Origin of the sequence: Acinetobacter sp. AHP123 (assembly GCF_023757925.1) — a bacterium.
Lineage (GTDB): Bacteria > Pseudomonadota > Gammaproteobacteria > Pseudomonadales > Moraxellaceae > Acinetobacter > Acinetobacter oleivorans.
Map to the genome: position 1 here is coordinate 1,151,727 of NZ_CP092454.1, position 26,902 is coordinate 1,178,628.

Sequence of the window (26,902 nt, forward strand, 5' to 3'; positions counted from 1 at the left end):
TGGCTATCTCTTAATTCTGCGAGGTTGTGCCAACTTTAGAATGTTTTTTTGCTAAGCGTTGTAATTTTTGCCAAGCAAAATCTAATTGTTGATATAGCTCAGCATTCGTAATCGCTTCTATACCGACTTTCGGCATTACCACAATATCTATATCTGATCCAAAATTCGGCTGATGTAGACGAAAGCTCTCACGAGCAAGACGTTTTATTCGATTTCTTTCATGCGCACGGCGCACTTTTTTCTTAGCAACAACAATACCCAAACGGCTATGAGGCTGTTCGGTTAATTTTGCAAGAAATAAAAAATGGGGTTGATGCACTTTAAAAAGCGCACCATCGAATACACTTTTATAATCTGCAGCACAGCGTATTCGCACATCTGTGCTAAAATTGTAAAGTGTCATCACACCCAAGTCTGGTCAGCGTAACAGTATTAAACAGTTAAGCTATGACGACCTTTTGCACGACGACGAGCTAATACTTGACGACCAGCTTTAGTTGCCATACGAGCACGGAAACCATGAACGCGTTTACGCTTTAATTCAGATGGCTGGAAAGTACGTTTCATATCGAAACTCCCAAAAATGATCTTTCTATAAAGGTCCGCGATTTTATTGTGCAATGTTTACGCTGTCAATGAAAAACCAAGAAAGTTTTGTATTTAACCCAAATTTTTAATCTCTCTACTTCTTTTTATGATTGTCATAATTCAGTGCAATATATAGCTTTTAAAGTTATACACAAAGTAATTGTCTATTTTCATTAGAACTTTTATTATATACACACCTTATATACATATTTATCAACAAAACAAGATATCATCTTGGCTTTGATTTGCTGCATTTGAATTTAAATTCATATTTTGTAGTTATCCACAAAAGATCACACCCCCTATTAAATAAATTCAAATTTTAAAATTTATATTTATTCTTATTAGGAGCGGTTTTTTCTGTGGATTTCGTACTTTTAAATTTAAAAAACATATATTTGAGTTGTTGATAACTCTGTTTTTATTATATTTATGGATTGTGGATAAGTTTGTGTGATAATTTATCCACAGGTTGTGCAAGAAGTTATACACAAGTGGTTTTGAATTTAAATTTATTCACAAGAGTTTTCTTTTTAGACAAAATCACTCGAATTCGTCATGACAGATGTGGATAACTTGGTTAGAATGGCGACCCCTTCTCATATGGAAGGGTGAATCTTTAGATTGTTTGAATTTAAAAACGCAAAAATAGGGGATACACATGCTTTGGACAGACTGCTTAACTCGCTTGCGACAAGAGCTCTCTGATAACGTCTTTGCGATGTGGATTCGCCCATTAGTTGCTGAAGAAGTAGAAGGGATACTACGTCTCTATGCTCCTAACCCTTATTGGACGCGTTACATTCAAGAGAATCATTTAGAATTAATTTCTATATTGGCTGAGCAGTTGTCAGAAGGACGTGTACGTCAGGTTGAGATTTTAGTTGATTCTCGTCCTGGCAGTATCTTGTCATCGAGCGAACAACCAGCAACCACTACAGCTGCTTTGCAAACTGCACCACCACAAAGTATTAAAGTAAAAAAAGAGCCTGAGTCTGTTTCTAGCCCACATGCGAATAGTGTCGTCAATCCGAAAACATCAAAAAAGAAACTACTGAATCCTCAGTTTACTTTTTCTTTATTTGTTGAAGGCCGTTCGAACCAGATGGCTGCTGAAACATGTAGAAAAGTATTAACTCAATTAGGTGCTTCACAGCATAACCCTTTGTTTTTATACGGTCCTACAGGATTAGGTAAGACACACTTAATGCAAGCAGTTGGTAATGCTTTATTACAAGCCAAACCAAATGCTCGTGTGATGTATATGACTTCTGAGAGTTTTGTTCAGGATTTTGTGAGTTCTTTACAAAAAGGCAAAGTAGAAGAATTTAAGAAAAACTGTCGTTCTTTAGATTTATTATTGGTCGATGATATTCATCTCTTAGCAGGTAAAGAGGCGAGTCTAGTTGAGTTCTTCTATACATTTAATGCTTTACTTGATGAATCTAAACAAATTATTTTAACTTCAGACCGTTATCCAAAAGAATTAACAGAGTTAGATCCACGTTTAGTTTCCCGTTTTTCTTGGGGACTTTCAGTAGGTGTTGAACCACCAGATATTGAAACTCGTATCGAAATTTTATTAAAGAAAGCGGAAAATAGCGGCGTTGATTTACCTCGAAATTGTGCACTATTTATTGCACAACAAGTCGTTGCTAACGTACGTGAACTTGAAGGGGCACTTAATAAAGTCGTTGCAATTTCTCGTTTTAAAGGTGCTCCAATCGATCTTGACGTTGTGCGTGAGTCTTTAAAAGATGTATTGGCTATCCGTGCACGAACAATTAGTGTAGAAAATATTCAGCGCGTGGTGAGTGAGTATTTCCGTATCCCATTAAAAGAATTAGTAGGACCCAAACGTACGCGAATTTATGCTCGACCACGTCAGTTAGCAATGGGACTTGCTCGTGAATTGACCGGTGATAGTTTTCCTGAAATTGGAATGGCTTTTGGTGGACGCGACCACAGTACTGTGATGCATGCTTGTGAAAAAGTAACCAGTCTGCGCGGAGAAGATCCAATTTTTGACGAAGATTATAAAAATCTACTGCGTCTACTTCAGAGTTAATGAAATAATAAGACATTGTTGCAAAGTCTACGTAAGTGCAGCATAGTACACAGCTAAAAAATGAAATATTTGCTCCAAGTTGCTAGAGGAATGAATCGTGCGTTTGAAAATCGCTAAAGAAAGTTTACTCAATGTTTTATCGCATGTTGTCGGTGCGGTAGAACGTCGTCATACATTGAATATTCTTTCAAACGTCAAAATTCAGACTAATGCTCAGGCGCTCACCATTACTGGTTCCGATCTAGAGGTCGAATTGGTTGCGAGCACTGTTTTAACAGAAGGGGCATGCCTTGAAGCAGGGGAAACCACAGTCCCTGCGCGTAAATTAATGGAAATTTGTAAATCATTGCCTACAGCTGCATTAATTGATTTACAAATTACTGAAGATCAAAGATGTATCTTAAAATCTGGTAATAGCCGTTTCGTATTAGGAACTTTACCAGCAGAAGATTATCCATTATTGACGACTGAAAATAGTCAAGGTACTCAAGTACAGGTAACTCAACGTGAGTTAAAGCGTTTATTTGAAAAAACTGCTTTTGCGATGGCTGTACAAGATGTACGTTTCTATTTAACAGGTACTTTATTGGAAATTGATGAAAATCAATTACGTGCAGTAACTACAGATGGACACCGTTTAGCACTTTGTGAAATTACGGCTTCTTCTACATCATCTCAATTGGTTCAGGCCATTGTACCTCGTAAAGCTGTTGGTGAATTACAGCGCTTATTGAGTATTGAAGATGAGCAATTAACATTGTTGATTGGTCGTGAGTTGTTAAATGTAACCATCAATACGCCAAGTCGTGACAAAGAGCAGGGTGATATTACTGTTCGTTTTACAACAAAATTGATTGATGGAAAATTCCCTGATTATCGTCGTGTAATTCCACGTGGTGGCGATAAACATGTATTAATTAGCCATGATGTATTTAAGCAATCATTACAACGTGTGGCAATTTTGAGTAATGAAAAATTGCGTGGTGTTTTCTTGAATTTTAATCAAGATTCTTTACAGCTTCGTGCGAATAACCCTGAGCAAGACGAGGCTATTGAAGATTTAGCTATCCAATATCAAAATGTACCGCTTGAAATGTCATTTAATGCGCAATATTTACTTGAAGTACTGGGTGTACTTGATGGCGATGACGTAAACATGAGTATGAGTGAAGCGAATCAGTCTGTTTTGGTTCAAGACCCAGCACATACTGATCAAACTTATGTAGTTATGCCGATGCGTGTATAGTCTGGCTATACTAATATGCATCTTACGCGCTTAAACATTGAACGTGTGCGTAATTTAAAAACGGTTGCACTCCAAGGGTTGCAACCGTTTAATATATTTTATGGCGCTAATGGTTCAGGAAAAACCTCAATTCTGGAAGCAATTCATTTGCTTGCAACTGGACGATCGTTCCGCACTCATATTCCTAAAAATTATATTCAGTATGCTGCCGAAGATGCGATTGTCTTTGCACAGTCTAGTACTGAGAAAATTGGCATGCAAAAGTTAGCATCTGGTGAGCAGTTGATGAAGGTCAATGGCGATACCGTAGCTACTCAAGGACAACTTGCTAAATTACTTCCTTTGCAGCATCTTGATCCACAAAGTACCGATATTATTGACCATGGTGCAAAACCACGACGCCAACTTTTAGATTGGCTGATGTTCCACGTGGAACCTGAATTTTATTTTGCATGGCAATACTATTCGCGCGCATTAAAACAGCGAAATACGTTACTTAAAACCCGAAGAAATTTGTCGTTGGCTGATTTAGAGCCTTGGAACAAAATGCTGAGTGATTATGGTGAAATTTTGCACTCTCAGCGCTTGGGTATTGTGGAACAATGGAATGTGTTTTTTCAAAACGATTTGAGCCAATTACTTCCTGATCTTGAAATTGAACTGGAATACAGTCCAGGTTTTCATACAGAGCAGGGACTCATGCAAGACCTGCTTAATCAACACCAAAAAGATATCGAAAGACGGTATACCGAATATGGTCCACATCGTGCAGATTTGCGCTTAAAAACCCCGTTTGGACACGCTGATGTGGTTTTATCAAGAGGTCAGAAAAAACTGCTGATTATTGCTTTAAAACTGTCACAAATTGCAATGTTACATGCGAGTAATAAGGAAACTGTGGTATTATTAGATGATCTGACAGCAGAATTAGACTTAACCGCACAACAACGTTTAATTGAACGATTAAGCCAACTTGGTAGCCAGGTTTTTATGACAACTTTAGATCATGCATCGGTAAAAAAACACTTACATGATCTGTCTATTTCATATCAATTATTCAATGTTGAATCCGGTCAAGTTAGTCTTGCTTCACCATAATTTTTTGATGTTAACCATCTTTGAATAAACCTATATTTGCTAGGGAGAAACCATGAGTTCAGAGTCTCAATCAGCCTCTCAAACAGAACAAACCAATGAAAAGGCTTATGATTCCTCTAGTATTAAAGTATTACGTGGATTAGATGCAGTTCGTAAACGTCCGGGTATGTATATTGGGGATACAGACGACGGTACCGGTTTACACCATATGGTATTCGAGGTAGTCGATAACGCAATCGATGAAGCTTTAGCTGGGCATTGTGATGAAATTATTGTCACTATTCATGAAGATGAGTCAGTAAGCGTTTCTGATAATGGCCGTGGTATTCCAACCGATATTCACCCTGAAGAAGGTGTTTCTGCAGCGGAAGTAATTCTTACAATTCTGCACGCAGGTGGTAAGTTTGATGACAACAGCTATAAAGTTTCAGGTGGTTTGCACGGCGTAGGTGTTTCTGTAGTAAACGCACTTTCGCGTAAATTACATTTAATGATTTCTCGCGCTGGTCAAGTGCATGAGCAAGAATATCAACACGGTGATCCGCAATATCCATTACGTGTGATTGGTGAAACAGATAAAAGCGGTACAACGGTCCGTTTTTGGCCAAGTGCAGAAACTTTTAGTCAAACTATCTTTAACGTAGAAATTCTAGCGCGTCGTTTACGTGAGCTTTCATTCTTAAATGCGGGTGTACGTATTGTTTTACGTGATGAACGGATTAACCTTGAGCATGTGTATGACTACGAAGGTGGCTTATCTGAGTTCGTAAAATACATTAACGAAGGTAAGACTCATCTGAATGAGATTTTCCATTTCACTGCGGATACAGATAACGGCATTGTTGTAGAAGTAGCCTTGCAGTGGAACGAAAGTTATCAAGAAAACGTTCGTTGTTTTACCAATAACATTCCTCAAAAAGATGGTGGTACGCATTTAGCAGGTTTCCGTGCAGCGTTGACACGTGGTCTTAACCAATATCTTGAAAATGAAAATATTATCAAGAAAGAAAAAGTCAATGTAACCGGTGACGATGCGCGTGAAGGTTTAACTGCTATTATTTCGGTAAAAGTACCTGATCCGAAGTTCTCATCTCAAACCAAAGAAAAACTGGTATCGAGTGAAGTAAAACCAGCAGTTGAGCAAGCAATGAACAAAGAGTTCTCTGCTTACTTACTTGAAAACCCGCAAGCTGCAAAATCGATTGCAGGCAAAATTATTGATGCTGCACGTGCACGTGATGCTGCACGTAAAGCACGTGAAATGACGCGTCGTAAAAGCGCGCTTGATATCGCTGGTTTACCAGGTAAATTGGCAGATTGTCAGGAAAAAGATCCAGCACTTTCTGAACTATATCTTGTCGAGGGTGACTCTGCAGGTGGTAGTGCCAAGCAAGGCCGTAACCGTAAAATGCAGGCTATTTTACCTTTGAAAGGTAAAATTCTAAACGTTGAACGTGCTCGCTTTGACAAAATGATTTCTAGTCAGGAAGTCGGTACTTTAATTACAGCGCTTGGCTGTGGTATTGGCCGTGAAGAATATAATCCAGATAAGCTACGTTATCATAAAATCATTATCATGACCGATGCCGACGTTGATGGTTCGCACATTCGTACCTTGTTATTAACGTTCTTCTTCCGTCAAATGCCAGAATTGGTTGAGCGTGGGCATATCTATATTGCACAGCCACCTTTGTATAAATTGAAAAAAGGTAAGCAGGAACAATACATCAAAGATAATGATGCATTGGAAACTTATTTAATTTCAAATGCAATTGATGAGCTATCTTTGCATACTAATGCTGAAGCACCTGCTATTACGGGTGAAGCACTTGCAAAAGTCATTCAAGACTATCAAGTTTCACAAAAGAGCTTACAGCGCTTAACTTTACGTTATCCAGCTAGCTTATTGGATGCTTTACTTGAAGTAGAAGCATTCAAGAGTGATCAAAATCATGATCAGGCTTATGTACAACAATGGGCTGATCAAGTAAAAGCTATCATTACTAGATTACAGCCAAGTTTACGGCCAGAAATTACACTAGAGTCATTTGAGCGTGAAAATGCTCATGGTGAAAAATCTGCGCATTATTGGCCGCGTATTACAGTATATGTTCATAACTTGCCACATGCATATTTGCTTGATGCAGCTTTATTGAATTCAGCTGAGTATGCACGTTTGTTGAAAAACTCGAAGAGCTGGTTCAGTTTGCTTGAAGATGGTGCTTATTTACAAAAAGGTGATCGCCGTATTCAAGTGGCTAACTTCCATCAAGTTTGGCAGCATATTTTGCAAGATTCGCGCCGCGGTATGATGATTCAGCGCTATAAAGGTCTTGGTGAGATGAACGCTGAACAGCTTTGGGAAACGACAATGGACCCTGAAAACCGTAATATGTTGCAGGTAACTATTGACGATGCGATTGAAGCAGATCGTATGTTCTCTTGCTTGATGGGTGATGATGTGGAACCACGTCGTGCATTCATTGAAGAAAATGCTTTAAATGCGGATATTGATGCTTAATTGATAACACGATTCTAAATCAGTCTAGGGAGAGAAGATGATGGGTCAGAAAGTATTAGCTAGTTTGTTAATCTCATGTGCGTTTCTAGGAAGCTCTGCTGTTTGGGCAGCTGATTTAGAAACAAATATGAAAACTTTAGCTAAGAGCACTAAAGCATTTGCTGAAGCGAAAGATGCTGCTAATGCGAAACAACAACTTGTTGTAATGCGTGAAGCAGCAGTTTCTTCTAAGCAATATTTGCCGCATAAACTCGAAGGTTTACCTTCAGGAAATGTACAGGTAAAAGAGTACCAAGCTGGTTTAGATCAGCTTGTTACTGAGATTGATAAAGTAACTGCATTAGTTGAGCAAGGACAATTAGACCAAGCAAAAACTGAAGCAATCAATTTAGTCAAAATTCGAAATGAAAATCATAAAAAATTTAGATAATTGATTTTTTATGGGAAAGGGCTAATCATCATTAGCCCTTTTTTTGTATCCAGAAAAGCATTTTGTTTAACACCTAAACTATTGAAAGTTATATTCTCTAGGCGGTACTTACTAATAACAATAGGCAATATAATTATGAAAAAGATTTATAAACTCATATTGGGTAGCATTGTTTTTGTCACTAGTGTGTTTCAATTGCATGCTGCTACAGTCCCGACCTTTTATGGCAAATTAGTATTTCATCGTTATAGTGATTATGACGCATGGGACAGTAAGCTTTATCTTTATAACTTCACAACGCAGCAGACTACATTGCTGGGCACAAACTGGAAAATCGACCATATGATGAATGGCCATTTTTCCCCAGATGGAAAATGGTTAACTTTTATGGGGGTTAACTCTGGGCAGCATTATGGCGATGCATGGGATGTGTATGCTTGGAAAGTGGGTAGTAGTGAATTACCCATTAACTTAACTCAGGGAAATAACAAACGCGATGAAGATCCAAAATTCATAGATAACCAGCGTATTATTTTTAAACAAAATGGCGATTTAAAAATCGTTAAAATGACGGATCGGACGATTACTTCTGTCACTCAAAATGGTTGGGACATAGAAGAGTCAATGCCTTATCCGATGGTAAATACCACCCAAATCTTGTATGCGAAAGGTGCTGGAAATAATTCTAGAGTTTTCAGTATTGATCAGTCAGGTGCCTATGATACACAGCTAACCAATATCGCCTCATATTATCCAGTATGGTGGCAAGGCAGTCAGTTTTTATATGTGCGTTGGTATAGCGCAACAAATGCTCATGATCAGATCTATCGCTATGATATGGCTAATAAACAAACCACACGTTTGCCATTTAACAGCATTAATTATGATACTTCAGATCCAGCGCCTTTAGATCAGCGTTACATGGTGGTGTCTCTTGCCGGACAAACAGGCAGTCGAGGCGGTTATGATCTATATATCGCAGATAGCCAATCAAGCAATGTTTGGCCTTTACCTGTAAATAGCAATTTAAATGAATTAGGGGCTTTTTATACCCCTTATTAATTAATAAAAAAGCCGATTAAGAAATCGGCTTTTTTATTTTAGAAAACAGATTAATCAAAAGAAGCTTCCATTTCTTCTAACTCCATCATGAGTTCTAAAAGTTGCTCTTCGTGTTGCTCAAGTTTAGCCTTCAGCTCAGTCTGTTCATTCATAAGTCTGAGTAAATCGTCTTTACGTGCAGCCTCATATAGAGATGTGTCTGCCAAAGATTCTTCAATTTTGGCAAGCTGCGGTTGAAGCTTCTCAATTTGAGATTCAACTTTTTCAATGTTTTTACGAATAGGTCGAGTCTGTTCACGACGGCGTGCTGCTTCTTTACGCTGTGCTTCTTTATCAACTTTAGCTGGGGCGGCGGCAGTGGTAGAGGACGAATTATTCTGCGCCACAGCAGTTTGAGCATTGATGAGTTGCTGACGTGCTTCACGTAGCCATTTTGCATAATCCTGTAAATCACCTTCGAATTCGGTACATTTACCGCAGTGTACCAACAGAAGCTCGTCACAAACACTTGCAATGAGTTGACGTTCGTGTGAAACCAGGACAACAGCACCCTCAAAGTCTTGTAATGCCATGCTCAGTGAATGACGCATATCTAGATCTAAATGGTTCGTCGGTTCATCGAGAATTAAAACGTTTGGACGCTGCCATACAATGAGTGCGAGGGCTAAACGAGCGCGCTCTCCACCAGAAAAGGTTTCACATGGCGTATCCATGCGTTCACCACTAAAGCCAAAACTACCTAAGAAAGAACGGAGGGTGGCTTCACTAATTTTTTTATCTGCTATACGAGCAAGCTGTAACATTGGAGTAGCATGGCCATCTAAAGCATCCATTTGGTGCTGCGCAAAGTAACCAATGTTAAGCAGTTCAGAAGCTTTACGTTCACCTGCTAAGAGTGGTAAATCACCAACTAAGCTCTTAATCAATGTTGATTTACCTGCGCCGTTCATACCAAGTAAACCAATACGTGAGGTTGGTGTAATTTGTAATCTGATTTTTTCGGCTATTTGTTTATCACCATAACCAATGCTGGCATTGTCTAAAGTCAGCAAAGGAGAACTCATTTTGGTGGGTTCACGGAAACTAAACGTAAACGGCGTATCTACATGAGCGGGTGCAAGTTGCTGCATGCGCTCAAGTTGTTTAATGCGACTCTGCGCCTGACGAGCTTTAGTCGCTTTTGCTTTAAAACGGTCAATAAACTTTTGTAGGTGAGCGCGCGTTTCTTCTTGTTTCTCAAAAGCTTGTTGTTGTTGGGCAAGACGTTCACTACGCGTAGTTTCAAATGTAGAGTAGTTTCCGGTATAAAGCGTGAGTTCCTGATTTTCGATGTGAAGAATATGATCAGTAATTGCATCTAAAAAGTCGCGGTCATGCGAAATGAGGATGAGTGTACCTTCATAGGCTTTAAGCCAATCTTCTAACCACAGAATTGCATCCAAGTCTAAATGGTTGGTTGGTTCATCTAGTAATAATAAATCTGAACGACTCATAAGGGTACGCGCCAAATTTAAGCGCATACGCCATCCCCCTGAGAAACTCTCAACGTTTAAGCGCAATTGATTTTCAAGAAAACCAAGACCAGCCATGAGTTGGGCTGCTTTAGATGGTGCTGAATAACCATGAATTTCATCAAAGCGGCCATGCAATTTAGCCAATTCAAAATCAGTCAGTTGATCTGGTTGAGCAAGCTTATTTTGAATATCCCAAAATTCTTCATCACCTGAAAGAACAAAATCAATTGCAGGCATATCTAAGGCTTTTATTTCTTGAGCCATATGCGCTACAGTCCAGCCTGTAGGACGAGTAAGTGAACCTTCATCGGCACCTAAACTTCCAAGTAATGCAGCAAATAATGTTGACTTACCTGCACCATTTACACCAGTTAGACCAATCTTCCAACCTGGGTGTAATTGCATAGACGCTTTTTGAAATAGAACACGTCCACCGCGGCGTAAAGAAACTTGGTCAAATTGAATCATCTTATTGTATCGAGGTGAGTTAGGGATGCTGTATTTTAAAGAGAACTGCCGATGAAAACAAAACTTTCCGGATTTTAGTGAGCAGCTGTTAATAATTACATATATCAAGACATTCTAAATTTCGCTATTCGTCCGAAATTCTCAAAATATTGAACAAGATAGAACACATTTAAAAAAATATGGCTAAAATAAAAACAGTTTAAATTTTGGTTGATTAATGAGCTACTAATAAAACTAGACTAAGGAAAGTCAAATGAAAAAAAGATTGGGGATAATTGGCGCAGCATTTTGCTGTGCTATGGGGACAGCACATGCGGGACAAAATGTGTGTGTGTTTGATTTATTAGGAAAGTCAGGTGAATCCTATAAACTGATGGAAGAATGGGCGCTTGCAGCGAAAGAGTGGCAAGCAGATATCACTTTAATTCCATTTCAAGATGAAGCTTTGGTTGACCGTAGGCTGCGTGAAGGCAAGTGTGATGCCGCTTATATGACTTCCATGCGGGCGAGAAATTATAATAAATTTGCAGGTTCGATTGATGCGATTGGTGGAGTAACCAGTAATGCTATTGCGCAAAAAGCTATTAGCTACGTTTTAGATAAGCGTAATAAACATCGTATGGTAACTGCACAAAATGGAGCCAATTACGAAGTCGTCGGGATTGTTCAGATTGGATTGGCTTATTTATTTGTAAGAGATAAAAACCTGAACTCAATTGAAAAAGTACGCGGTACTAAATTTGCTATTTTGCAATATGACGCAGCACAGAAGATTATGGTGGAAAGTGTAGGTGCCCAGCCCATTCCATCAGAAATTACTGATTTTGTGAAAAAGTTCAATAGTGGACAAGTCGATGCAATTGCAGCACCAGCTTATGCTTATAAACCTTTAGAGATTGGTAAAGGGGTGGGAGGAAAAGGGGCAATGTTTACTTTCCCTGTGGTTAACGTTACGGGTGATTTAGTTGCTCGAAGTGATAAGTTCCCCACAGATTTAGGTATAAAGTCACGTGCTTGGTTTCTACAGCAATTACCCCAAAACTTTGCCATGATAAAACGGCTAGAAATGGGTGTACCCTCAAAAATTAAAATGAATTTTTCAGCCGAAGACAAAATTAAATATCAAAAAATTCTACGTGAAGGTCGCCTCAGCTTAACAAAACAAGGTGTATACGATGCAACAATGATGAGTGTGCTGAAGCGTGCTCGTTGTACGGTTGAAAGAACTAATTTTGAATGTACCCTTAATGGAGAATAGTTTATTTTTTAAACACAAAAACGCTACATATATTTCAAAGCTGAATATGGGTATGAAAATTGTGAATATAAAAAGTAACTTACGGAAACTTAGTGATTTTTACCACTAATAAATAATTTAAATTGAACAAACAATGGTTCAATGAGATAAAAATATTTGAGTAAAAGCTCTATTTTTTTCTAAAAAACATGATTAATATCTGTCTTTGAAAGGAAACTTCAAACAAAAAATCTGTTCCGTGGAAGGATGAAGAAAATGAAAAAAATCGTACTTGCTATGGCTGCCGCTTCTGTTGTTGGTTTTTCTGCTTCAGCGCAAGCAGCGAGTACCGTATGTGTATTCGACCTCTTAGGAAAAGCAGGCGACTCATATAAAATGATGGAAGAATGGGCTCTAGCTGCAAAAGGCTGGGGTACTGAAATTAACTTAGTTCCTCGTCAGGACGAGGCTGTTGCTGATAATGATTTTAAAGCGGGTAAATGTGATGCTGTAGCAATGACAGCAATGCGTGCACGCCAATATAACAAATTCGCAGGATCTATCGACTCACTCGGTGGTGTTCCAAATAACCAAATCGCTCAACGTGCAATTACTTATGTATTAGATGCGCGTAATGCAGCAAAAATGACCACTAATATGGGTGGTAAAAAATACGAAGTTGCTGGTATTTCTCCGTTAGGTTCAGCATTTATTTTCGTGCGCGACAAAAACATCAACTCTGTTGAAAAAGCTGCGGGTAAAAAATTCGCCGTACTTGGCTATGACGATGCACAAAAAATTATGGTGCAACGTGTAGGTGCTCAAGCGGTTCTTTCTGATATTTCAAACTTTGCCGCTAAATTTAACAATGGTCAGGTAGATATGGTAGGTGCACCTGCTTATGCTTACAAACCATTAGAGTTAAATAAAGGTTTAGGTGCAAACGGTGTAATGTGGAACTTCCCTGTATTACACGTTACAGCAGATCTAGTATTACGTTCTGATAAATTCCCAGCTGGTTTTGGTCAGAAATCTCGTGATTGGTTTGTTAAACAGTTACCTAAGAACTTTGCAATGATCAACCGTTTAGAAGCTCAAATTCCTGGCAAATACAAAATGAACTTAAGTGCAGAAGACAAACTTAAGTATCAAAAAATGTTGCGTGATGGTCGTATGGATTTAACTAAACGCGGTGTTTACGATGCAGGAATGATGTCTGTATTGAAAAAAGCACGTTGTTCTGTAGACAAGGCTAACTTTGAATGTTCAATGCCTGGTGAATAATCTTAATTTCTTTCAGAAAGCCTAGACCTAGTTCTAGGCTTTTTGTTTTATGTGTGCTGTCAATTCTGCCATTGTGGTTAGTTAGAAAGACGTTAAGCTAAATTTAGATAAAAACTTCATAAGGAAACATGAAGGTATAAAAATGGATCAAGGACTTGAGTGATTAAAATAATTGCTAATAGATAGGTCAATCGCTATCTATTTTTCATGGAAATAAAATCATAAAAGCAAATAGGGTCTATACAAATATTCCATCATGATTTTTATATGAGGCCTATCCGATTCATACCTGATCGGTGTGAAATTTCTTGGTATCGAAAAACAAAAACTCCACAAGGAAAGGAAAAAGAATATGCAATTTTCCAAAATGCTATTACTTGCGATGGGACTTACTACAGTTTCTTTTGCAGCTCAGGCTAAACAAACAGTATGTGTTTTTGACTTCGTTGGTAAAAATGGCGATGTCTATGCATTAATGAAGGATTATCAACTTGCCGCTAAAAACTGGGGAGCTGATATCGAACTTAAAGTAAACCAAAACGAAGCCGTGATTGCTGAAGATTTTAAAGCAGGCAAATGTGATGGTATTAGTGTGTCAGGGATGCGTGGCCGTCAATTTAACTCATTTACTGGATCATTAGACGCGATCGGGGCCATTCCTGACCTCAAGCTTGCTGTAAAAATAATGCAAGGTTTAGCGAGTCCAACTTTTAGTAAATATATGGTTAATGGTCGCTATGAGGTTGTTGGTGTTATTCCAGTTGGTGATGCTTACCTTCTAGTAAACGATCGCAGCATCAATACAGTAGCGAAAGCCGCAGGTAAGAAAATTGCTGTTCTTGACTATGATGAAGCACAAAAAATTATGGTTCAGCAGGTCGGGGCACAGGCGGTTAGTGCTGACGTCACAAATTTCGGTGCGAAATTTAATAACCATCAAGTTGATATTATTGGTGCGCCAGCAGCGGCATTTAAACCGTTAGAGCTACAAAAAGGTTTAGGAACAAAAGGTGCGATCGTGAACTATCCGATCTTACAGGTAACAGGAAATATTATTATCCGTCCTGATAAGTTCCCAGCTGGTTTTGGTCAGAAATCTAGAGAATGGGTTTCAGGTCAGCTACCACGTGCCTTTACCATCTTGGGTAAAATGAAAGCTGATATTCCACAAAAATACTGGATGGATGTTCCTGCAGCCGATAAACCAGGCTACCAAAAGCTTATGCGGGAGTCTCGAATTAACCTTACACAACGTGGTGTGTACGATAAGCGTATGATGAAACTACTGTGGCAATTCCGTTGTAAGCAAGATGCTAAAAACTTTGAATGTGGCTTACAGGACGAGAATTACAAATAATCTTGATAAAAATACTCAAGATTCGCTTTAAACTTCGAAGACAGACCCTATATTGATTATGCTATACTCAATATAGGGTCTTTTTTATTTTGAAAGGCACAGCAAAATCCGAGGAACAATCATCATGAATGCCCAAGCTCTAGTTTTGACAGATAATGCTGCCAATAAGGTACGCCAACTCCGTGATAGTGAAGGGAATGACGATCTCATGTTACGTGTATATGTAACAGGAGGCGGGTGTTCAGGGTTTTCGTATGGCTTCAATTTTGCTGAAAGCGTAAATGAAGATGATGCAGAATTCGTAAATGGCGATGTAAAAATGCTTGTTGATTCACTTAGCTATCAATATTTAATTGGCTCAGTGGTTGACTATGTAGAAGGTCTTGAAGGGTCACGTTTTATTATCCAAAACCCAAATGCAACAACAACATGTGGTTGTGGTTCTTCGTTCTCGATTTAAAAAATTTTTAAAATTAAAAAAACCTCTCTATTTTGAGAGGTTTTTTATTGGTCAGATCATTATTTTTTACGGACAGATTCTAAAAAGTATTGAACGAGTTCAGGTGCATTCTGATATGGAATCCAATGCGATGCATCCATAAAAACTGCGTTATAACTATTTTTAAAATAATGTGAGTTTAGCTCGGCACTTTTTTCTGTAACGGCAATATCATGTTTACCCCAAATAAAAAGAGTAGGAACATCTATTGCTTTAAAAGGATTTTGAGGCTTGTCCCAAAAAAAGCCACGATACCAATTCAACGCTGTAGTTAATCTATTTTCTTCTATAAACTCAGCCTCAAATATCGCAATTTGCTCTTCGGTCATACCTGATGACTTAAGAAACTTACGGCCCAATTTAGGTATCTTTTTAAATAAAAGTTCGGGCAGAATCGGTAGCTGAAAAATTGCAAAATAATAAGATTTAAAAAGTTGTCTGCTGCTTAAACAAGCTTTTAAAAAAGCAGCTTGATGGGGCACAGAAACTAAAGTGAGATGCTGAATATATTGTGGATACTTCATCGCAACACCCGAGGCAATTGCCGAGCCCCAGTCGTGCCCAATTAAATAAACTGGCTGACCAAGCTGCTCAATGAAACTGGCCACATCTTCTACAAGTTCACTCAATGAATATTGAAATCGGCTTTGAGGCATAGCATTTAAACTATAACCGCGTTGATGGATCGCAAGCGTTCTAAATTGATGTTGATGCAATAACTCTGAGGTTTGCTCCCAACTATGAGCAGTTTCTGGAAAACCATGCAATAAAACAACGAGTGGACCCTCTATAGGGCCTGAATCAATTACATCGAATGTCCAAGCCCCACGTGTGTATTGATGAATACGTTTGGTCAGATCCATACAAATATGCCTTAAATTATTTTTGTCGGCATTTATCATGAGTTTTTATGCTCATTTAAATAACAGCATTTCGGGTCAGTAAATGTGTTATGAGGTCGAATCTGACCAATCAATCAATAAGTAGTTTTTATACTACTGTGATTGTACCTAAAATTCTGAAATCCGAAGCACCTGTTACTGCAGGCAAATTACCACTTAAACCATTTACAAAGCGCATTGCTAACCATGCAAATGCTGTAGCCTCGACCCAAGTAGGGGAAAGCCCTAAAACATCTGTAGGTTGAACAGACCAATTATGCTTACGAAGGCGCCAGCGTAATTGTTCTAATAAATAAGAGTTATAAGCCCCACCACCACATACATATACTTCACCTGTTTCCATCTCAGAACGATAAATCGCTTTTTGAATGGCACGCACAGTAAGCTTTAATAAGGTGGCTTGGATGTTTTCAGGGGTATCTTCTAACTCATCATAAGTTAAATCATTTCGCCAATCGATTAACTGATCATCTAACCAGTCAATATTAAAGTCTTCACGCCCTGTGCTCTTAGGGGGTTCTTTAGAAAAATACTCATGCGCATGAAGACGGTCGAGTAAAGAGCGAATAGGATGACCATAGGCAGCCCAATCGCCATTTTCATCATATGGATGACCTGTATGACGATGGCACCACGCATCCATCAAAATATTTGCAGGTCCTGTATCAAAACCAAATACGCCGTCAGCATTATTGGCAGGCAACATACTCACATTAGCAATACCACCCAAATTCAAAATCACACGATGAATACTTGGATGTTGAAATAATGCTTGATGGAAAGCCGGAACCAATGGTGCACCTTGACCGCCTGCTGCCATATCTCTACGACGAAAATCTGAAACAACCGGAATCTGAGTGATTTCAGTAATGATGTTGGGATCACCAATTTGTAAAGTAAAACCATGTTCTGGACGATGACGAATAGTCTGCCCATGTGATCCAATTGCTTTAATTTGACTACGATCTAACTGGTTTTTTTCAATGAGAGTATTAATGCCATGACCAATCATTTTGGCCAGAGCAACATCAGCTTTACCCATGCGGTCAATTTCATTGTCATCAGGCAAAGTTAACGCCATAAGCTCATCACGTAACTCGGGTTCAAATGGAACTGTAAGAGTGGCATGAAGCTGTAGTGGCTCAAATGAAGCCGCAACAATATCCACACCATCCATACTAGTGCCAGTCATTACGCCGATATAGATTGCGCTCATATGCAACTTCCCCTGCAAGACGCTGAAAAAATGTTAGTATATCGCACAAATTGAATAACTGATGTGTTTAGGTTTTGTGATGTCAAATTTCTTGCCCGCCGAAGAACAGCTTGCCCTCATCCAACGAGGCACGCACGAAATTATTTCAGAAGAAGATTTACTGAAAAAGCTCAAAGAGAATCGTCCTCTTAAAATTAAAGCTGGTTTCGACCCTACAGCGCCAGATTTACATTTAGGACATACGGTTCTTATTAATAAATTAAAAACTTTCCAAGATTTGGGTCATGAAGTTACCTTCTTAATTGGTGACTATACAGCGATGATCGGTGACCCAACTGGTAAAAGCGCAACTCGTCCGCCGTTGTCACGTGAACAAGTAGAAGCCAACGCTAAAACTTATCAAGAACAAGTTTTCAAAATATTAGACCCGAATAAAACAAAAGTACGTTTTAACTCAGAATGGTTTAATCAAAAATCTGCTGCGGACCTTATTCAGCTAGCAAGTCAGCAAACCGTATCTCGTATGTTAGAGCGTGATGACTTTACTAAGCGCTATAGCAACCATCAGCCGATTGCAATTCATGAGTTTTTGTATCCTTTAGTTCAAGGTTATGACTCCATTGCGCTTGAAGCTGACGTTGAGTTAGGTGGTACAGACCAGACCTTTAACTTACTCATGGGTCGTACTTTACAAAGTCGTTATGGCCAAGAATCGCAAGTGTGTATCACTGTACCGATTCTAGAAGGCTTAGATGGCGTAAATAAAATGTCTAAATCTTTAGGTAACTATATTGGTGTATTTGATACACCAGGGGCAATGTACCAAAAAGTTTTATCAATGCCAGACTCTTTAATTGAACGCTATTTCGATTTATTAAGTTTTAAATCTCTAGATGAGATCAAAGCTTTATTAGAAGAAATTGCTGCTGGTCGTAATCCACAAGAAGTAAAGCGTATTCTTGCACTTGAGCTAGTTGAGCGCTTCCATGATGCAGAAGCTGCCGCTAATGCACATAAAAGTGCTGGCAACCTTATTACAGAAGGTGAAGTACCAGAAGACACCCCAGAGGTGACTATTTCGCGTGGTGAGTTTGGTGGAGAAATCTTTATTGCCACGATTCTACGTGTAGCTGGATTAAATCCGAATGCTGCAGCTGCAAAAGATGCGGTAGCTCGCGGTGCAGTAAAAGTTGACTGGAATGCTGTTGATGCAGGTTTCTCTGTAAAAGAAAACGGTACTTTCATTATTCAGTCAGGTAAAAAAGCAATTGCACGTGTAACGTTCACTGACTAAGAATGTTATGTAGTGATAAAAAGCAGGAGTAATCCTGCTTTTTTTTATTTAAGGATCAAAAAAAAACAATTTAACGTTCCACGTGGAACAACCTATAGATCAGTAATAATGAAAAGTAATCAAAGCAAATAACAAGATAAAGAGAAATATACGTTAAGAGTAGAGCATTTGCTCTAATATGTCTTTGGAATCTTTGGAATCTTTGGAATCTTTGGAATCTTTGGAATCTTTGGAATCTTTGGAATCTTTGGAATCTTTGGAATCTTTGGAATCTTTGGAATCTTTGGAATCTTTGGAATCTTTGGAATCTTTGGAATCTTTGGAATCTTTGGAATCTTTGGAATCTTTGGAATCTTTGGAATCTTTGGAATCTTTGGAATCTTTGGAATCTTTGGAATCTTTGGAATCTTTGGAATAGAGAATGCTATATATACCTATAACAACTGTATAAGAATAAGAAGACATCAAAAATCTAAGATGAACTGTATTTTCCTAAAAATAAAATTAATAAAAGTGGCGAAAATGCCTAAAAAAAAGCCATATATATCACTTTTTTTGCAAAATAGTAGAAAAAAACGGCACTCAATAGAAAAAGGCTGAAATACCCCTTGCAAAGGGATGTTAATGCTCTATAATGCACATCCATCGGCGGTGATGCAGATAAGAACTTGTTGAAAAACAGTTACTTGGAATTAAGTTGGTTACTTTAAGTGATGAATTTGATGAGAAGTTGGTTTTGAGATTAAGTTTTAAAAATATCGAAATTACCTGTTGACTTTTAAGAGATTAAGAGTAATATAGCCGACCTAGCTTGCTGGTGACGAACCAGGAAGAAGATCATTAAGAGAATTGAAGAACAACTTGTGTGGATTTTTACTGATTGATCGATCGAAATATTATCATTGATTGATTGGTTTAAATTACTCGAAGTTTATTTGAGCGAAATTTAAGTCAGAAAATTGATGAGCCAGAATTGGCACCTTGTCTTTAATAAGGTGCAAAATGATTTTTAACTGAAGAGTTTGATCATGGCTCAGATTGAACGCTGGCGGCAGGCTTAACACATGCAAGTCGAGCGGAGAGAGGTAGCTTGCTACTGATCTTAGCGGCGGACGGGTGAGTAATGCTTAGGAATCTGCCTATTAGTGGGGGACAACATTTCGAAAGGAATGCTAATACCGCATACGTCCTACGGGAGAAAGCAGGGGATCTTCGGACCTTGCGCTAATAGATGAGCCTAAGTCGGATTAGCTAGTTGGTGGGGTAAAGGCCTACCAAGGCGACGATCTGTAGCGGGTCTGAGAGGATGATCCGCCACACTGGGACTGAGACACGGCCCAGACTCCTACGGGAGGCAGCAGTGGGGAATATTGGACAATGGGCGGAAGCCTGATCCAGCCATGCCGCGTGTGTGAAGAAGGCCTTATGGTTGTAAAGCACTTTAAGCGAGGAGGAGGCTACTTTAGTTAATACCTAGAGATAGTGGACGTTACTCGCAGAATAAGCACCGGCTAACTCTGTGCCAGCAGCCGCGGTAATACAGAGGGTGCAAGCGTTAATCGGATTTACTGGGCGTAAAGCGCGCGTAGGCGGCTAATTAAGTCAAATGTGAAATCCCCGAGCTTAACTTGGGAATTGCATTCGATACTGGTTAGCTAGAGTGTGGGAGAGGATGGTAGAATTCCAGGTGTAGCGGTGAAATGCGTAGAGATCTGGAGGAATACCGATGGCGAAGGCAGCCATCTGGCCTAACACTGACGCTGAGGTGCGAAAGCATGGGGAGCAAACAGGATTAGATACCCTGGTAGTCCATGCCGTAAACGATGTCTACTAGCCGTTGGGGCCTTTGAGGCTTTAGTGGCGCAGCTAACGCGATAAGTAGACCGCCTGGGGAGTACGGTCGCAAGACTAAAACTCAAATGAATTGACGGGGGCCCGCACAAGCGGTGGAGCATGTGGTTTAATTCGATGCAACGCGAAGAACCTTACCTGGCCTTGACATAGTAAGAACTTTCCAGAGATGGATTGGTGCCTTCGGGAACTTACATACAGGTGCTGCATGGCTGTCGTCAGCTCGTGTCGTGAGATGTTGGGTTAAGTCCCGCAACGAGCGCAACCCTTTTCCTTATTTGCCAGCGAGTAATGTCGGGAACTTTAAGGATACTGCCAGTGACAAACTGGAGGAAGGCGGGGACGACGTCAAGTCATCATGGCCCTTACGGCCAGGGCTACACACGTGCTACAATGGTCGGTACAAAGGGTTGCTACCTAGCGATAGGATGCTAATCTCAAAAAGCCGATCGTAGTCCGGATTGGAGTCTGCAACTCGACTCCATGAAGTCGGAATCGCTAGTAATCGCGGATCAGAATGCCGCGGTGAATACGTTCCCGGGCCTTGTACACACCGCCCGTCACACCATGGGAGTTTGTTGCACCAGAAGTAGCTAGCCTAACTGCAAAGAGGGCGGTTACCACGGTGTGGCCGATGACTGGGGTGAAGTCGTAACAAGGTAGCCGTAGGGGAACCTGCGGCTGGATCACCTCCTTAACGAAAGATTGACGATTGGTAAGAATCCACAACAAGTTGTTCTTCATAGATGTATCTGAGGGTCTGTAGCTCAGTTGGTTAGAGCACACGCTTGATAAGCGTGGGGTCACAAGTTCAAGTCTTGTCAGACCCACCATGACTTTGACTGGTTGAAGTTATAGATAAAAGATACATGACTGATGATGTAAGCTGGGGACTTAGCTTAGTTGGTAGAGCGCCTGCTTTGCACGCAGGAGGTCAGGAGTTCGACTCTCCTAGTCTCCACCAGAACTTAAGAGAAGTTCGGATTACAGAAATTAGTAAATAAAGATTTAGATCTTGGTTTATTAACTTCTGTGATTTAAGTATCACGGTATTAAGCATGACCTGACGAAGGCATGTTTATTCATTAACAGATTGGCAAAATTGAGTCTGAAATAAATTGTTCACTCAAGAGTTTAGATTAAGTAATTAATCTAGATGAATTGAGAACTAGCAAATTAACTGAATCAAGCGTTTTGGTATATGAATTTAGATTGAAGCTGTACAGTGTTTAAGTACACAGACAACAGATAGTAGCGATGAAGAATCGCACGGACAACACTCACTTGTAAGTGTTGACGACTGTTTGGGGTTGTATAGTCAAGTAATTAAGTGCATGTGGTGGATGCCTTGGCAGTCAGAGGCGATGAAAGACGTAATAGCCTGCGATAAGCTCCGGGGAGGCGGCAAATATCCTTTGATCCGGAGATTTCTGAATGGGGGAACCCACCTACTTTAAGGTAGGTATTGCAACATGAATACATAGTGTTGCAAGGCGAACGAGGGGAAGTGAAACATCTCAGTACCCTTAGGAAAAGAAATCAATTGAGATTCCCTTAGTAGCGGCGAGCGAACGGGGATCAGCCCATTAAGTTATGTGTGTTTTAGTGGAACGCTCTGGGAAGTGCGAACGTAGAGGGTGATATTCCCGTACACGAAAGGGCACACATAATGATGACGAGTAGGGCGAGGCACGTGAAACCTTGTCTGAATATGGGGGGACCATCCTCCAAGGCTAAATACTCCTGACTGACCGATAGTGAACCAGTACCGTGAGGGAAAGGCGAAAAGAACCCCTGTGAGGGGAGTGAAATAGATCCTGAAACCGCATGCATACAAGCAGTGGGAGCCGACTTGTTCGGTGACTGCGTACCTTTTGTATAATGGGTCAGCGACTTATATTCAGTAGCGAGGTTAACCGTATAGGGGAGCCGTAGAGAAATCGAGTCTTAATAGGGCGTTTAGTTGCTGGGTATAGACCCGAAACCAGGCGATCTATCCATGAGCAGGTTGAAGGTTGGGTAACACTAACTGGAGGACCGAACCCACTGTCGTTGAAAAGCCAGGGGATGACTTGTGGATAGGGGTGAAAGGCTAATCAAGCCTGGTGATAGCTGGTTCTCCCCGAAAGCTATTTAGGTAGCGCCTCGGACGAATACCATAGGGGGTAGAGCACTGTTTCGGCTAGGGGGTCATCCCGACTTACCAAACCGATGCAAACTCCGAATACCTATGAGTACTATCCGGGAGACAGACTGCGGGTGCTAACGTCCGTAGTCAAGAGGAAAACAATCCAGACCGCCAGCTAAGGCCCCAAAATCATAGTTAAGTGGGAAACGATGTGGGAAGGCATAGACAGCTAGGAGGTTGGCTTAGAAGCAGCCACCCTTTAAAGAAAGCGTAATAGCTCACTAGTCGAGTCGGCCTGCGCGGAAGATGTAACGGGGCTAAAACTATGTGCCGAAGCTGCGGATTTGACTTTTAGTCAAGTGGTAGGGGAGCGTTCTGTAAGCCGATGAAGGTGTATTGAGAAGTATGCTGGAGGTATCAGAAGTGCGAATGCTGACGTGAGTAACGACAAAACGGGTGAAAAACCCGTTCGCCGAAAGACCAAGGGTTCCAGTCCAACGTTAATCGGGGCTGGGTGAGTCGACCCCTAAGGCGAGGCCGAAAGGCGTAGTCGATGGGAAATTGGTTAATATTCCAATACTTCTGTGTAATGCGATGAGAGGACGGAGAAGGTTAAGTCAGCCTGGCGTTGGTTGTCCAGGTGGAAGGAAGTAGGCATGCATCTTAGGCAAATCCGGGGTGCTCTATGCTGAGATCTGATAGCAAGCTGTACTTGTACAGCGAAGTGGCTGATACCATGCTTCCAGGAAAAGTCTCTAAGCTTCAGTTACACAGGAATCGTACCCGAAACCGACACAGGTGGTCAGGTCGAGTAGACCAAGGCGCTTGAGAGAACTCTGCTGAAGGAACTAGGCAAAATGGTACCGTAACTTCGGGAGAAGGTACGCTGCTGACGGTGATGACCCTTGCGGTCTGAGCTATTGGCAGCCACAGAAACCAGGCCGCTGCAACTGTTTATTAAAAACATAGCACTCTGCAAACACGAAAGTGGACGTATAGGGTGTGATGCCTGCCCGGTGCTGGAAGGTTAATTGATGGGGTTAGCGTAAGCGAAGCTCTTGATCGAAGCCCCAGTAAACGGCGGCCGTAACTATAACGGTCCTAAGGTAGCGAAATTCCTTGTCGGGTAAGTTCCGACCTGCACGAATGGCATAATGATGGCGGCGCTGTCTCCAGCAGAGGCTCAGTGAAATCGAAATCGCTGTGAAGATGCAGTGTACCCGCGGCTAGACGGAAAGACCCCGTGAACCTTTACTGCAGCTTGACATTGAACTTTGACCTTACTTGTGTAGGATAGGTGGGAGGCTTTGAAGTTGGAACGCTAGTTCCAATGGAGCCGTCCTTGAAATACCACCCTGGTAATGTTGAGGTTCTAACTCTGCCCCGTAATCCGGGGCGAGGACCATGTCTGGTGGGTAGTTTGACTGGGGCGGTCTCCTCCTAAAGAGTAACGGAGGAGTACGAAGGTGCGCTCAGCGTGGTCGGAAATCACGCGTAGAGTATAAAGGCAAAAGCGCGCTTAACTGCGAGACCCACAAGTCGAGCAGGTACGAAAGTAGGTCTTAGTGATCCGGTGGTTCTGTATGGAAGGGCCATCGCTCAACGGATAAAAGGTACTCTGGGGATAACAGGCTGATACCGCCCAAGAGTTCATATCGACGGCGGTGTTTGGCACCTCGATGTCGGCTCATCTCATCCTGGGGCTGAAGCAGGTCCCAAGGGTATGGCTGTTCGCCATTTAAAGAGGTACGCGAGCTGGGTTTAGAACGTCGTGAGACAGTTCGGTCCCTATCTACCGTGGGCGCTGGAAATTTGAGAGGATCTGCTCCTAGTACGAGAGGACCAGAGTGGACGAACCTCTGGTGTACCGGTTGTGACGCCAGTCGCATCGCCGGGTAGCTATGTTCGGAAGGGATAACCGCTGAAAGCATCTAAGCGGGAAGCCTACCTCAAGATAAGATTTCCCTAGGACTTTATGTCCTCTAAAGAGCCGTTCGAGACTAGGACGTTGATAGGTTGGATGTGGAAGCATAGTGATATGTGAAGCTGACCAATACTAATTGCTCGTGAGGCTTGACTATACAACACCCAAGCAGTTGTATATAAAGCATCAATCGATTCATTAATATGCAAAGCAACTTGATTTAGTTATATGCTTAGCTAAAATGAACAAATAAAGTAAGATTCAATCAGCCCATCTGTAAAGATTTGGAAAACGCATCGGCATATTAAGACCAATGCAAGTATCCATACCAGTTGTGCTGGCGACCATAGCAAGAGTGAACCACCTGATCCCTTCCCGAACTCAGAAGTGAAACCTCTTAGCGCTGATGGTAGTGTGGGGTTTCCCATGTGAGAGTAAGTCATCGCCAGCTCATTATTCTAACACCCCGGTCTCGAAAGAAACCGGGGTGTTTCTTTATGGGAAATTAAATGGGAAAAAATAAAACTGAAAATATTATGAAAGATTCATGCTATAAATAATAAGAAAATTACATACTTAAATATGAATAATAAGGGAAAAGCATCTATGATAATTTATGGTGATGTAGGTTCGGGTAATTGTTATAAGATTAAACTATTACTTTCCTTATTAAATATTAAACATAGATGGGTCCACATTGATATTTTAAAAAAAGACACTCAAACAGCAGATTTTTTATTATTAAATCCTAATGGAAAAATACCTGTATTGGTTCTAGATGATGGCCGTGTTTTAAGTGAATCTAACGCTATTTTAGGCTATCTGGCGGAGGGAACAGAGTTTATTGCTACAGATTCCTATACGAAAGCAAAAATGTATCAGTGGATGTTCTTTGAACAGTATAGTCATGAACCATTTATTGCAGTTGCTCGTTTTATTAACAAATATTTAGGGTTACCACCAGAAAGAATAGAGGAATATCATAATTTACAACCGAAAGGTCATAAAGCACTATCTATTATGGATAAAGTTTTAGTAGAGCATGACTATCTTATTGGAAATCAATTAACTATTGCTGATATTGCCTTATATGCATACACGCATGTCGCGGAGGAAGGTGGTTTTGATTTGGAGCTATATCCAAATATTCAAGCGTGGTGCCAAAGAATTCGAAAATATTCAGGTTATGTAGGTATGGGTTAATTAAAAAAGGACTCTATATGAGTCCTTTTTTATATGAAGGAAACTTCGAACCTATTCAAAGTTAGAAATGGGCTTCTAAGCCGACATATGGGCCCTTAAATTCAAACTTAAGATCATTATTATCGTAGTCATCTAAATCAATATTGAGTACGCGATACCCTGCTGTTAAACCAAGATCAATGAGTAGATTATCTGCAAATTTATATTTTACTTCTGCTAATGCGTCTGTGATTCGTGCATCATCAAAGTTCGTATAGGTTGCTTCACCTTTAGCACTCAAGCCTGTAAATGGAAGTTTGACTTCACCAGATAAATAAGCAATAGGATATGTTTTATCAATATCTACGCGCTTACCCGTATACGCAGTAATATCACCATTTAGTACAGTTGCACCAAGTCCAGCATCTACACTCACAATATTATCTAGTAATTCATAATAGAGAATAAAATCACTATGATCCAAATCAACTTTATAGTTAGCTTGACCTAGAGTTTCTGATTTAGTTTGAGTATCTAAATTTACATAACGTATTTTTGCATTTGGAATAAATGGGATTGGGTGTTCTATTGCCAATGAGAGTTGAGCACTACCTTTTTGATCTAGATCCTGATCATCAGGGAATTGAGAAGACATATTCGCTTTACCATCGTAAAACCAGTAGCCGACATCTCCCTTTACTCCAACAAAATCTGCTTGAGCAAGGCCACTTAAGCCCATCCCGAGCATTAATAAAGATATTTTTAATATTTTCACTTTGAACATCCGCATAAAAGAAATCTTTGAACGCATCATATAGACATCTTGCTACAGATGCATTGATAAAAAATATGAGGGTGAAGCACATATTATTAATAATTTTTCTAAGCTAGATAAAATATTAATTATTTCAAATAATTAATATTTAACGTTTTCATTTGAATGACATTAGCCCTCTACAGATTTTAGTATAAATTTTGTCATCTAAAAAATGGGTATTATCAAATTTTAATTGGAAATTGAGCAAGAAATTAA

Annotated in this window: 19 protein-coding genes, 2 tRNA genes and 3 rRNA genes; 17 read left to right on the forward strand and 7 right to left on the reverse strand. The window is 40.2% G+C overall.

Features of this window, described 5'->3' with window-relative positions; translation table 11 throughout:
* Nucleotides 1-10: 10 nt before the first annotated feature.
* Both rnpA and rpmH read right to left on the reverse strand, forming a co-directional pair.
* The gene (rnpA, locus tag MJX77_RS05495) at nucleotides 11-403 is read right to left on the reverse strand and encodes a ribonuclease P protein component (RefSeq protein WP_005308375.1); all 393 of its coding nucleotides are present in this window, start codon (nucleotides 401-403) and stop codon (nucleotides 11-13) included.
* Nucleotides 404-432: 29 nt separating this feature from the next.
* Nucleotides 433-567 carry a 50S ribosomal protein L34 gene (gene rpmH, locus MJX77_RS05500; RefSeq protein WP_000831329.1) on the reverse strand — a complete coding sequence of 45 codons (135 nt, stop codon included), beginning with the start codon at nucleotides 565-567 and terminating at the stop codon, nucleotides 433-435.
* A 682-nt stretch (nucleotides 568-1,249) separates the two neighbouring features.
* On the opposite strand from rpmH, the gene dnaA reads away from it, so the two are divergent.
* From dnaA to MJX77_RS05530, 6 genes are all read left to right on the forward strand, one after another.
* Entirely contained in the window at nucleotides 1,250-2,656 is a 1,407-nt protein-coding gene (dnaA, locus tag MJX77_RS05505) for a chromosomal replication initiator protein DnaA (RefSeq protein ID WP_005308372.1), read from the forward strand.
* Between the two features lie 97 nt (nucleotides 2,657-2,753).
* The gene (dnaN, locus tag MJX77_RS05510; RefSeq protein WP_005308370.1) at nucleotides 2,754-3,902 is read left to right on the forward strand and encodes a DNA polymerase III subunit beta; all 1,149 of its coding nucleotides are present in this window, start codon (nucleotides 2,754-2,756) and stop codon (nucleotides 3,900-3,902) included.
* A gap of 15 nt (nucleotides 3,903-3,917) precedes the next feature.
* The gene (gene recF, locus MJX77_RS05515) at nucleotides 3,918-5,000 is read left to right on the forward strand and encodes a DNA replication/repair protein RecF (protein WP_005308367.1); all 1,083 of its coding nucleotides are present in this window, start codon (nucleotides 3,918-3,920) and stop codon (nucleotides 4,998-5,000) included.
* Nucleotides 5,001-5,052: 52 nt separating this feature from the next.
* Complete coding sequence (gene gyrB / locus MJX77_RS05520; protein ID WP_252060736.1) at nucleotides 5,053-7,521, forward strand: DNA topoisomerase (ATP-hydrolyzing) subunit B; 2,469 nt, start codon at nucleotides 5,053-5,055, stop codon at nucleotides 7,519-7,521.
* A gap of 37 nt (nucleotides 7,522-7,558) precedes the next feature.
* Nucleotides 7,559-7,951: a cytochrome b562 gene (gene cybC, locus MJX77_RS05525; RefSeq protein WP_005308364.1), complete on the forward strand. Its 393-nt coding sequence runs from the start codon at nucleotides 7,559-7,561 to the stop codon at nucleotides 7,949-7,951.
* Between the two features lie 135 nt (nucleotides 7,952-8,086).
* Complete coding sequence (locus tag MJX77_RS05530) at nucleotides 8,087-9,013, forward strand: TolB-like translocation protein (RefSeq protein ID WP_252060737.1); 927 nt, start codon at nucleotides 8,087-8,089, stop codon at nucleotides 9,011-9,013.
* A gap of 50 nt (nucleotides 9,014-9,063) precedes the next feature.
* On the opposite strand, the gene MJX77_RS05535 is transcribed toward MJX77_RS05530, so the two are convergent.
* Nucleotides 9,064-10,995 (reverse strand): ATP-binding cassette domain-containing protein, encoded by a 1,932-nt coding sequence (locus MJX77_RS05535; protein ID WP_252060738.1) that lies wholly within the window; start codon nucleotides 10,993-10,995, stop codon nucleotides 9,064-9,066.
* 253 nt (nucleotides 10,996-11,248) lie between these two features.
* On the opposite strand from MJX77_RS05535, the gene MJX77_RS05540 reads away from it, so the two are divergent.
* The 4 genes from MJX77_RS05540 (at nucleotide 11,249) to erpA (ending at nucleotide 15,333) form a co-directional block, all read left to right on the forward strand.
* On the forward strand, nucleotides 11,249-12,253 hold the full coding sequence (locus MJX77_RS05540; RefSeq protein ID WP_252060739.1) for a putative solute-binding protein: 1,005 nt from the start codon (nucleotides 11,249-11,251) through the stop codon (nucleotides 12,251-12,253).
* Nucleotides 12,254-12,508: 255 nt separating this feature from the next.
* Nucleotides 12,509-13,516, forward strand: coding sequence for a putative solute-binding protein (locus MJX77_RS05545; RefSeq protein ID WP_003656045.1), 1,008 nt, complete (start codon nucleotides 12,509-12,511; stop codon nucleotides 13,514-13,516).
* Nucleotides 13,517-13,868: 352 nt separating this feature from the next.
* Nucleotides 13,869-14,873 (forward strand): putative solute-binding protein, encoded by a 1,005-nt coding sequence (locus tag MJX77_RS05550; protein ID WP_013196508.1) that lies wholly within the window; start codon nucleotides 13,869-13,871, stop codon nucleotides 14,871-14,873.
* Nucleotides 14,874-14,997: 124 nt separating this feature from the next.
* On the forward strand, nucleotides 14,998-15,333 hold the full coding sequence (gene erpA / locus MJX77_RS05555) for an iron-sulfur cluster insertion protein ErpA (protein ID WP_003656048.1): 336 nt from the start codon (nucleotides 14,998-15,000) through the stop codon (nucleotides 15,331-15,333).
* 59 nt (nucleotides 15,334-15,392) lie between these two features.
* Here the strand turns inward: erpA and MJX77_RS05560 are convergent, their stop codons facing one another.
* Nucleotides 15,393-16,235: an alpha/beta fold hydrolase gene (locus tag MJX77_RS05560; RefSeq protein ID WP_252060740.1), complete on the reverse strand. Its 843-nt coding sequence runs from the start codon at nucleotides 16,233-16,235 to the stop codon at nucleotides 15,393-15,395.
* Between the two features lie 127 nt (nucleotides 16,236-16,362).
* The gene (locus MJX77_RS05565) at nucleotides 16,363-17,490 is read right to left on the reverse strand and encodes an anhydro-N-acetylmuramic acid kinase (protein ID WP_004795587.1); all 1,128 of its coding nucleotides are present in this window, start codon (nucleotides 17,488-17,490) and stop codon (nucleotides 16,363-16,365) included.
* A 61-nt stretch (nucleotides 17,491-17,551) separates the two neighbouring features.
* Here MJX77_RS05565 and tyrS point away from each other — a divergent pair, with 61 nt between their 5' ends.
* Nucleotides 17,552-18,784, forward strand: a complete 1,233-nt coding sequence (tyrS, locus tag MJX77_RS05570) for a tyrosine--tRNA ligase (RefSeq protein WP_013196511.1) — start codon at nucleotides 17,552-17,554, stop codon at nucleotides 18,782-18,784.
* A 153-nt stretch (nucleotides 18,785-18,937) separates the two neighbouring features.
* Here tyrS and MJX77_RS05575 read toward each other — a convergent pair whose 3' ends face one another.
* On the reverse strand, nucleotides 18,938-19,249 hold the full coding sequence (locus MJX77_RS05575) for a hypothetical protein (RefSeq protein WP_252060741.1): 312 nt from the start codon (nucleotides 19,247-19,249) through the stop codon (nucleotides 18,938-18,940).
* A 545-nt stretch (nucleotides 19,250-19,794) separates the two neighbouring features.
* On the opposite strand from MJX77_RS05575, the gene MJX77_RS05580 reads away from it, so the two are divergent.
* From MJX77_RS05580 to MJX77_RS05605, 6 genes are all read left to right on the forward strand, one after another.
* A 16S ribosomal RNA gene (locus MJX77_RS05580) occupies nucleotides 19,795-21,332 on the forward strand.
* A 59-nt stretch (nucleotides 21,333-21,391) separates the two neighbouring features.
* A tRNA-Ile gene (locus MJX77_RS05585) sits at nucleotides 21,392-21,468 on the forward strand.
* Between the two features lie 55 nt (nucleotides 21,469-21,523).
* Nucleotides 21,524-21,599, forward strand: a tRNA-Ala gene (locus MJX77_RS05590).
* A 352-nt stretch (nucleotides 21,600-21,951) separates the two neighbouring features.
* A 23S ribosomal RNA gene (locus MJX77_RS05595) occupies nucleotides 21,952-24,844 on the forward strand.
* Nucleotides 24,845-25,023: 179 nt separating this feature from the next.
* Nucleotides 25,024-25,138 (forward strand): 5S ribosomal RNA (rrf, locus tag MJX77_RS05600).
* The 16S, 23S and 5S rRNA genes sit together here with 2 tRNA genes alongside, the layout of an rRNA operon.
* Before the next feature lie 155 nt (nucleotides 25,139-25,293).
* Entirely contained in the window at nucleotides 25,294-25,890 is a 597-nt protein-coding gene (locus MJX77_RS05605; RefSeq protein ID WP_151822907.1) for a glutathione S-transferase family protein, read from the forward strand.
* Nucleotides 25,891-25,951: 61 nt separating this feature from the next.
* Here the strand turns inward: MJX77_RS05605 and MJX77_RS05610 are convergent, their stop codons facing one another.
* Nucleotides 25,952-26,653 carry a TIGR04219 family outer membrane beta-barrel protein gene (locus MJX77_RS05610; protein WP_199943459.1) on the reverse strand — a complete coding sequence of 234 codons (702 nt, stop codon included), beginning with the start codon at nucleotides 26,651-26,653 and terminating at the stop codon, nucleotides 25,952-25,954.
* Nucleotides 26,654-26,902 lie beyond the last annotated feature (249 nt).

What these genes read in the sequence shown, in the direction of transcription:
- rnpA (WP_005308375.1), bottom strand. Translation starts at nt 403, where the DNA reads ATGACACTTTACAATTTTAGCACAGATGTGCGAATACGCTGTGCTGCA.
- rpmH (WP_000831329.1), bottom strand. Translation starts at nt 567, where the DNA reads ATGAAACGTACTTTCCAGCCATCTGAATTAAAGCGTAAACGCGTTCAT.
- dnaA (WP_005308372.1), top strand. Translation starts at nt 1,250, where the DNA reads ATGCTTTGGACAGACTGCTTAACTCGCTTGCGACAAGAGCTCTCTGAT.
- recF (WP_005308367.1), top strand. Translation starts at nt 3,918, where the DNA reads ATGCATCTTACGCGCTTAAACATTGAACGTGTGCGTAATTTAAAAACG.
- gyrB (WP_252060736.1), top strand. Translation starts at nt 5,053, where the DNA reads ATGAGTTCAGAGTCTCAATCAGCCTCTCAAACAGAACAAACCAATGAA.
- cybC (WP_005308364.1), top strand. Translation starts at nt 7,559, where the DNA reads ATGATGGGTCAGAAAGTATTAGCTAGTTTGTTAATCTCATGTGCGTTT.
- MJX77_RS05530 (WP_252060737.1), top strand. Translation starts at nt 8,087, where the DNA reads ATGAAAAAGATTTATAAACTCATATTGGGTAGCATTGTTTTTGTCACT.
- MJX77_RS05535 (WP_252060738.1), bottom strand. Translation starts at nt 10,995, where the DNA reads ATGATTCAATTTGACCAAGTTTCTTTACGCCGCGGTGGACGTGTTCTA.
- MJX77_RS05540 (WP_252060739.1), top strand. Translation starts at nt 11,249, where the DNA reads ATGAAAAAAAGATTGGGGATAATTGGCGCAGCATTTTGCTGTGCTATG.
- MJX77_RS05545 (WP_003656045.1), top strand. Translation starts at nt 12,509, where the DNA reads ATGAAAAAAATCGTACTTGCTATGGCTGCCGCTTCTGTTGTTGGTTTT.
- MJX77_RS05550 (WP_013196508.1), top strand. Translation starts at nt 13,869, where the DNA reads ATGCAATTTTCCAAAATGCTATTACTTGCGATGGGACTTACTACAGTT.
- erpA (WP_003656048.1), top strand. Translation starts at nt 14,998, where the DNA reads ATGAATGCCCAAGCTCTAGTTTTGACAGATAATGCTGCCAATAAGGTA.
- MJX77_RS05560 (WP_252060740.1), bottom strand. Translation starts at nt 16,235, where the DNA reads ATGGATCTGACCAAACGTATTCATCAATACACACGTGGGGCTTGGACA.
- MJX77_RS05565 (WP_004795587.1), bottom strand. Translation starts at nt 17,490, where the DNA reads ATGAGCGCAATCTATATCGGCGTAATGACTGGCACTAGTATGGATGGT.
- tyrS (WP_013196511.1), top strand. Translation starts at nt 17,552, where the DNA reads ATGTGTTTAGGTTTTGTGATGTCAAATTTCTTGCCCGCCGAAGAACAG.
- MJX77_RS05575 (WP_252060741.1), bottom strand. Translation starts at nt 19,249, where the DNA reads ATGTCTTCTTATTCTTATACAGTTGTTATAGGTATATATAGCATTCTC.
- MJX77_RS05605 (WP_151822907.1), top strand. Translation starts at nt 25,294, where the DNA reads ATGATAATTTATGGTGATGTAGGTTCGGGTAATTGTTATAAGATTAAA.
- MJX77_RS05610 (WP_199943459.1), bottom strand. Translation starts at nt 26,653, where the DNA reads ATGTTCAAAGTGAAAATATTAAAAATATCTTTATTAATGCTCGGGATG.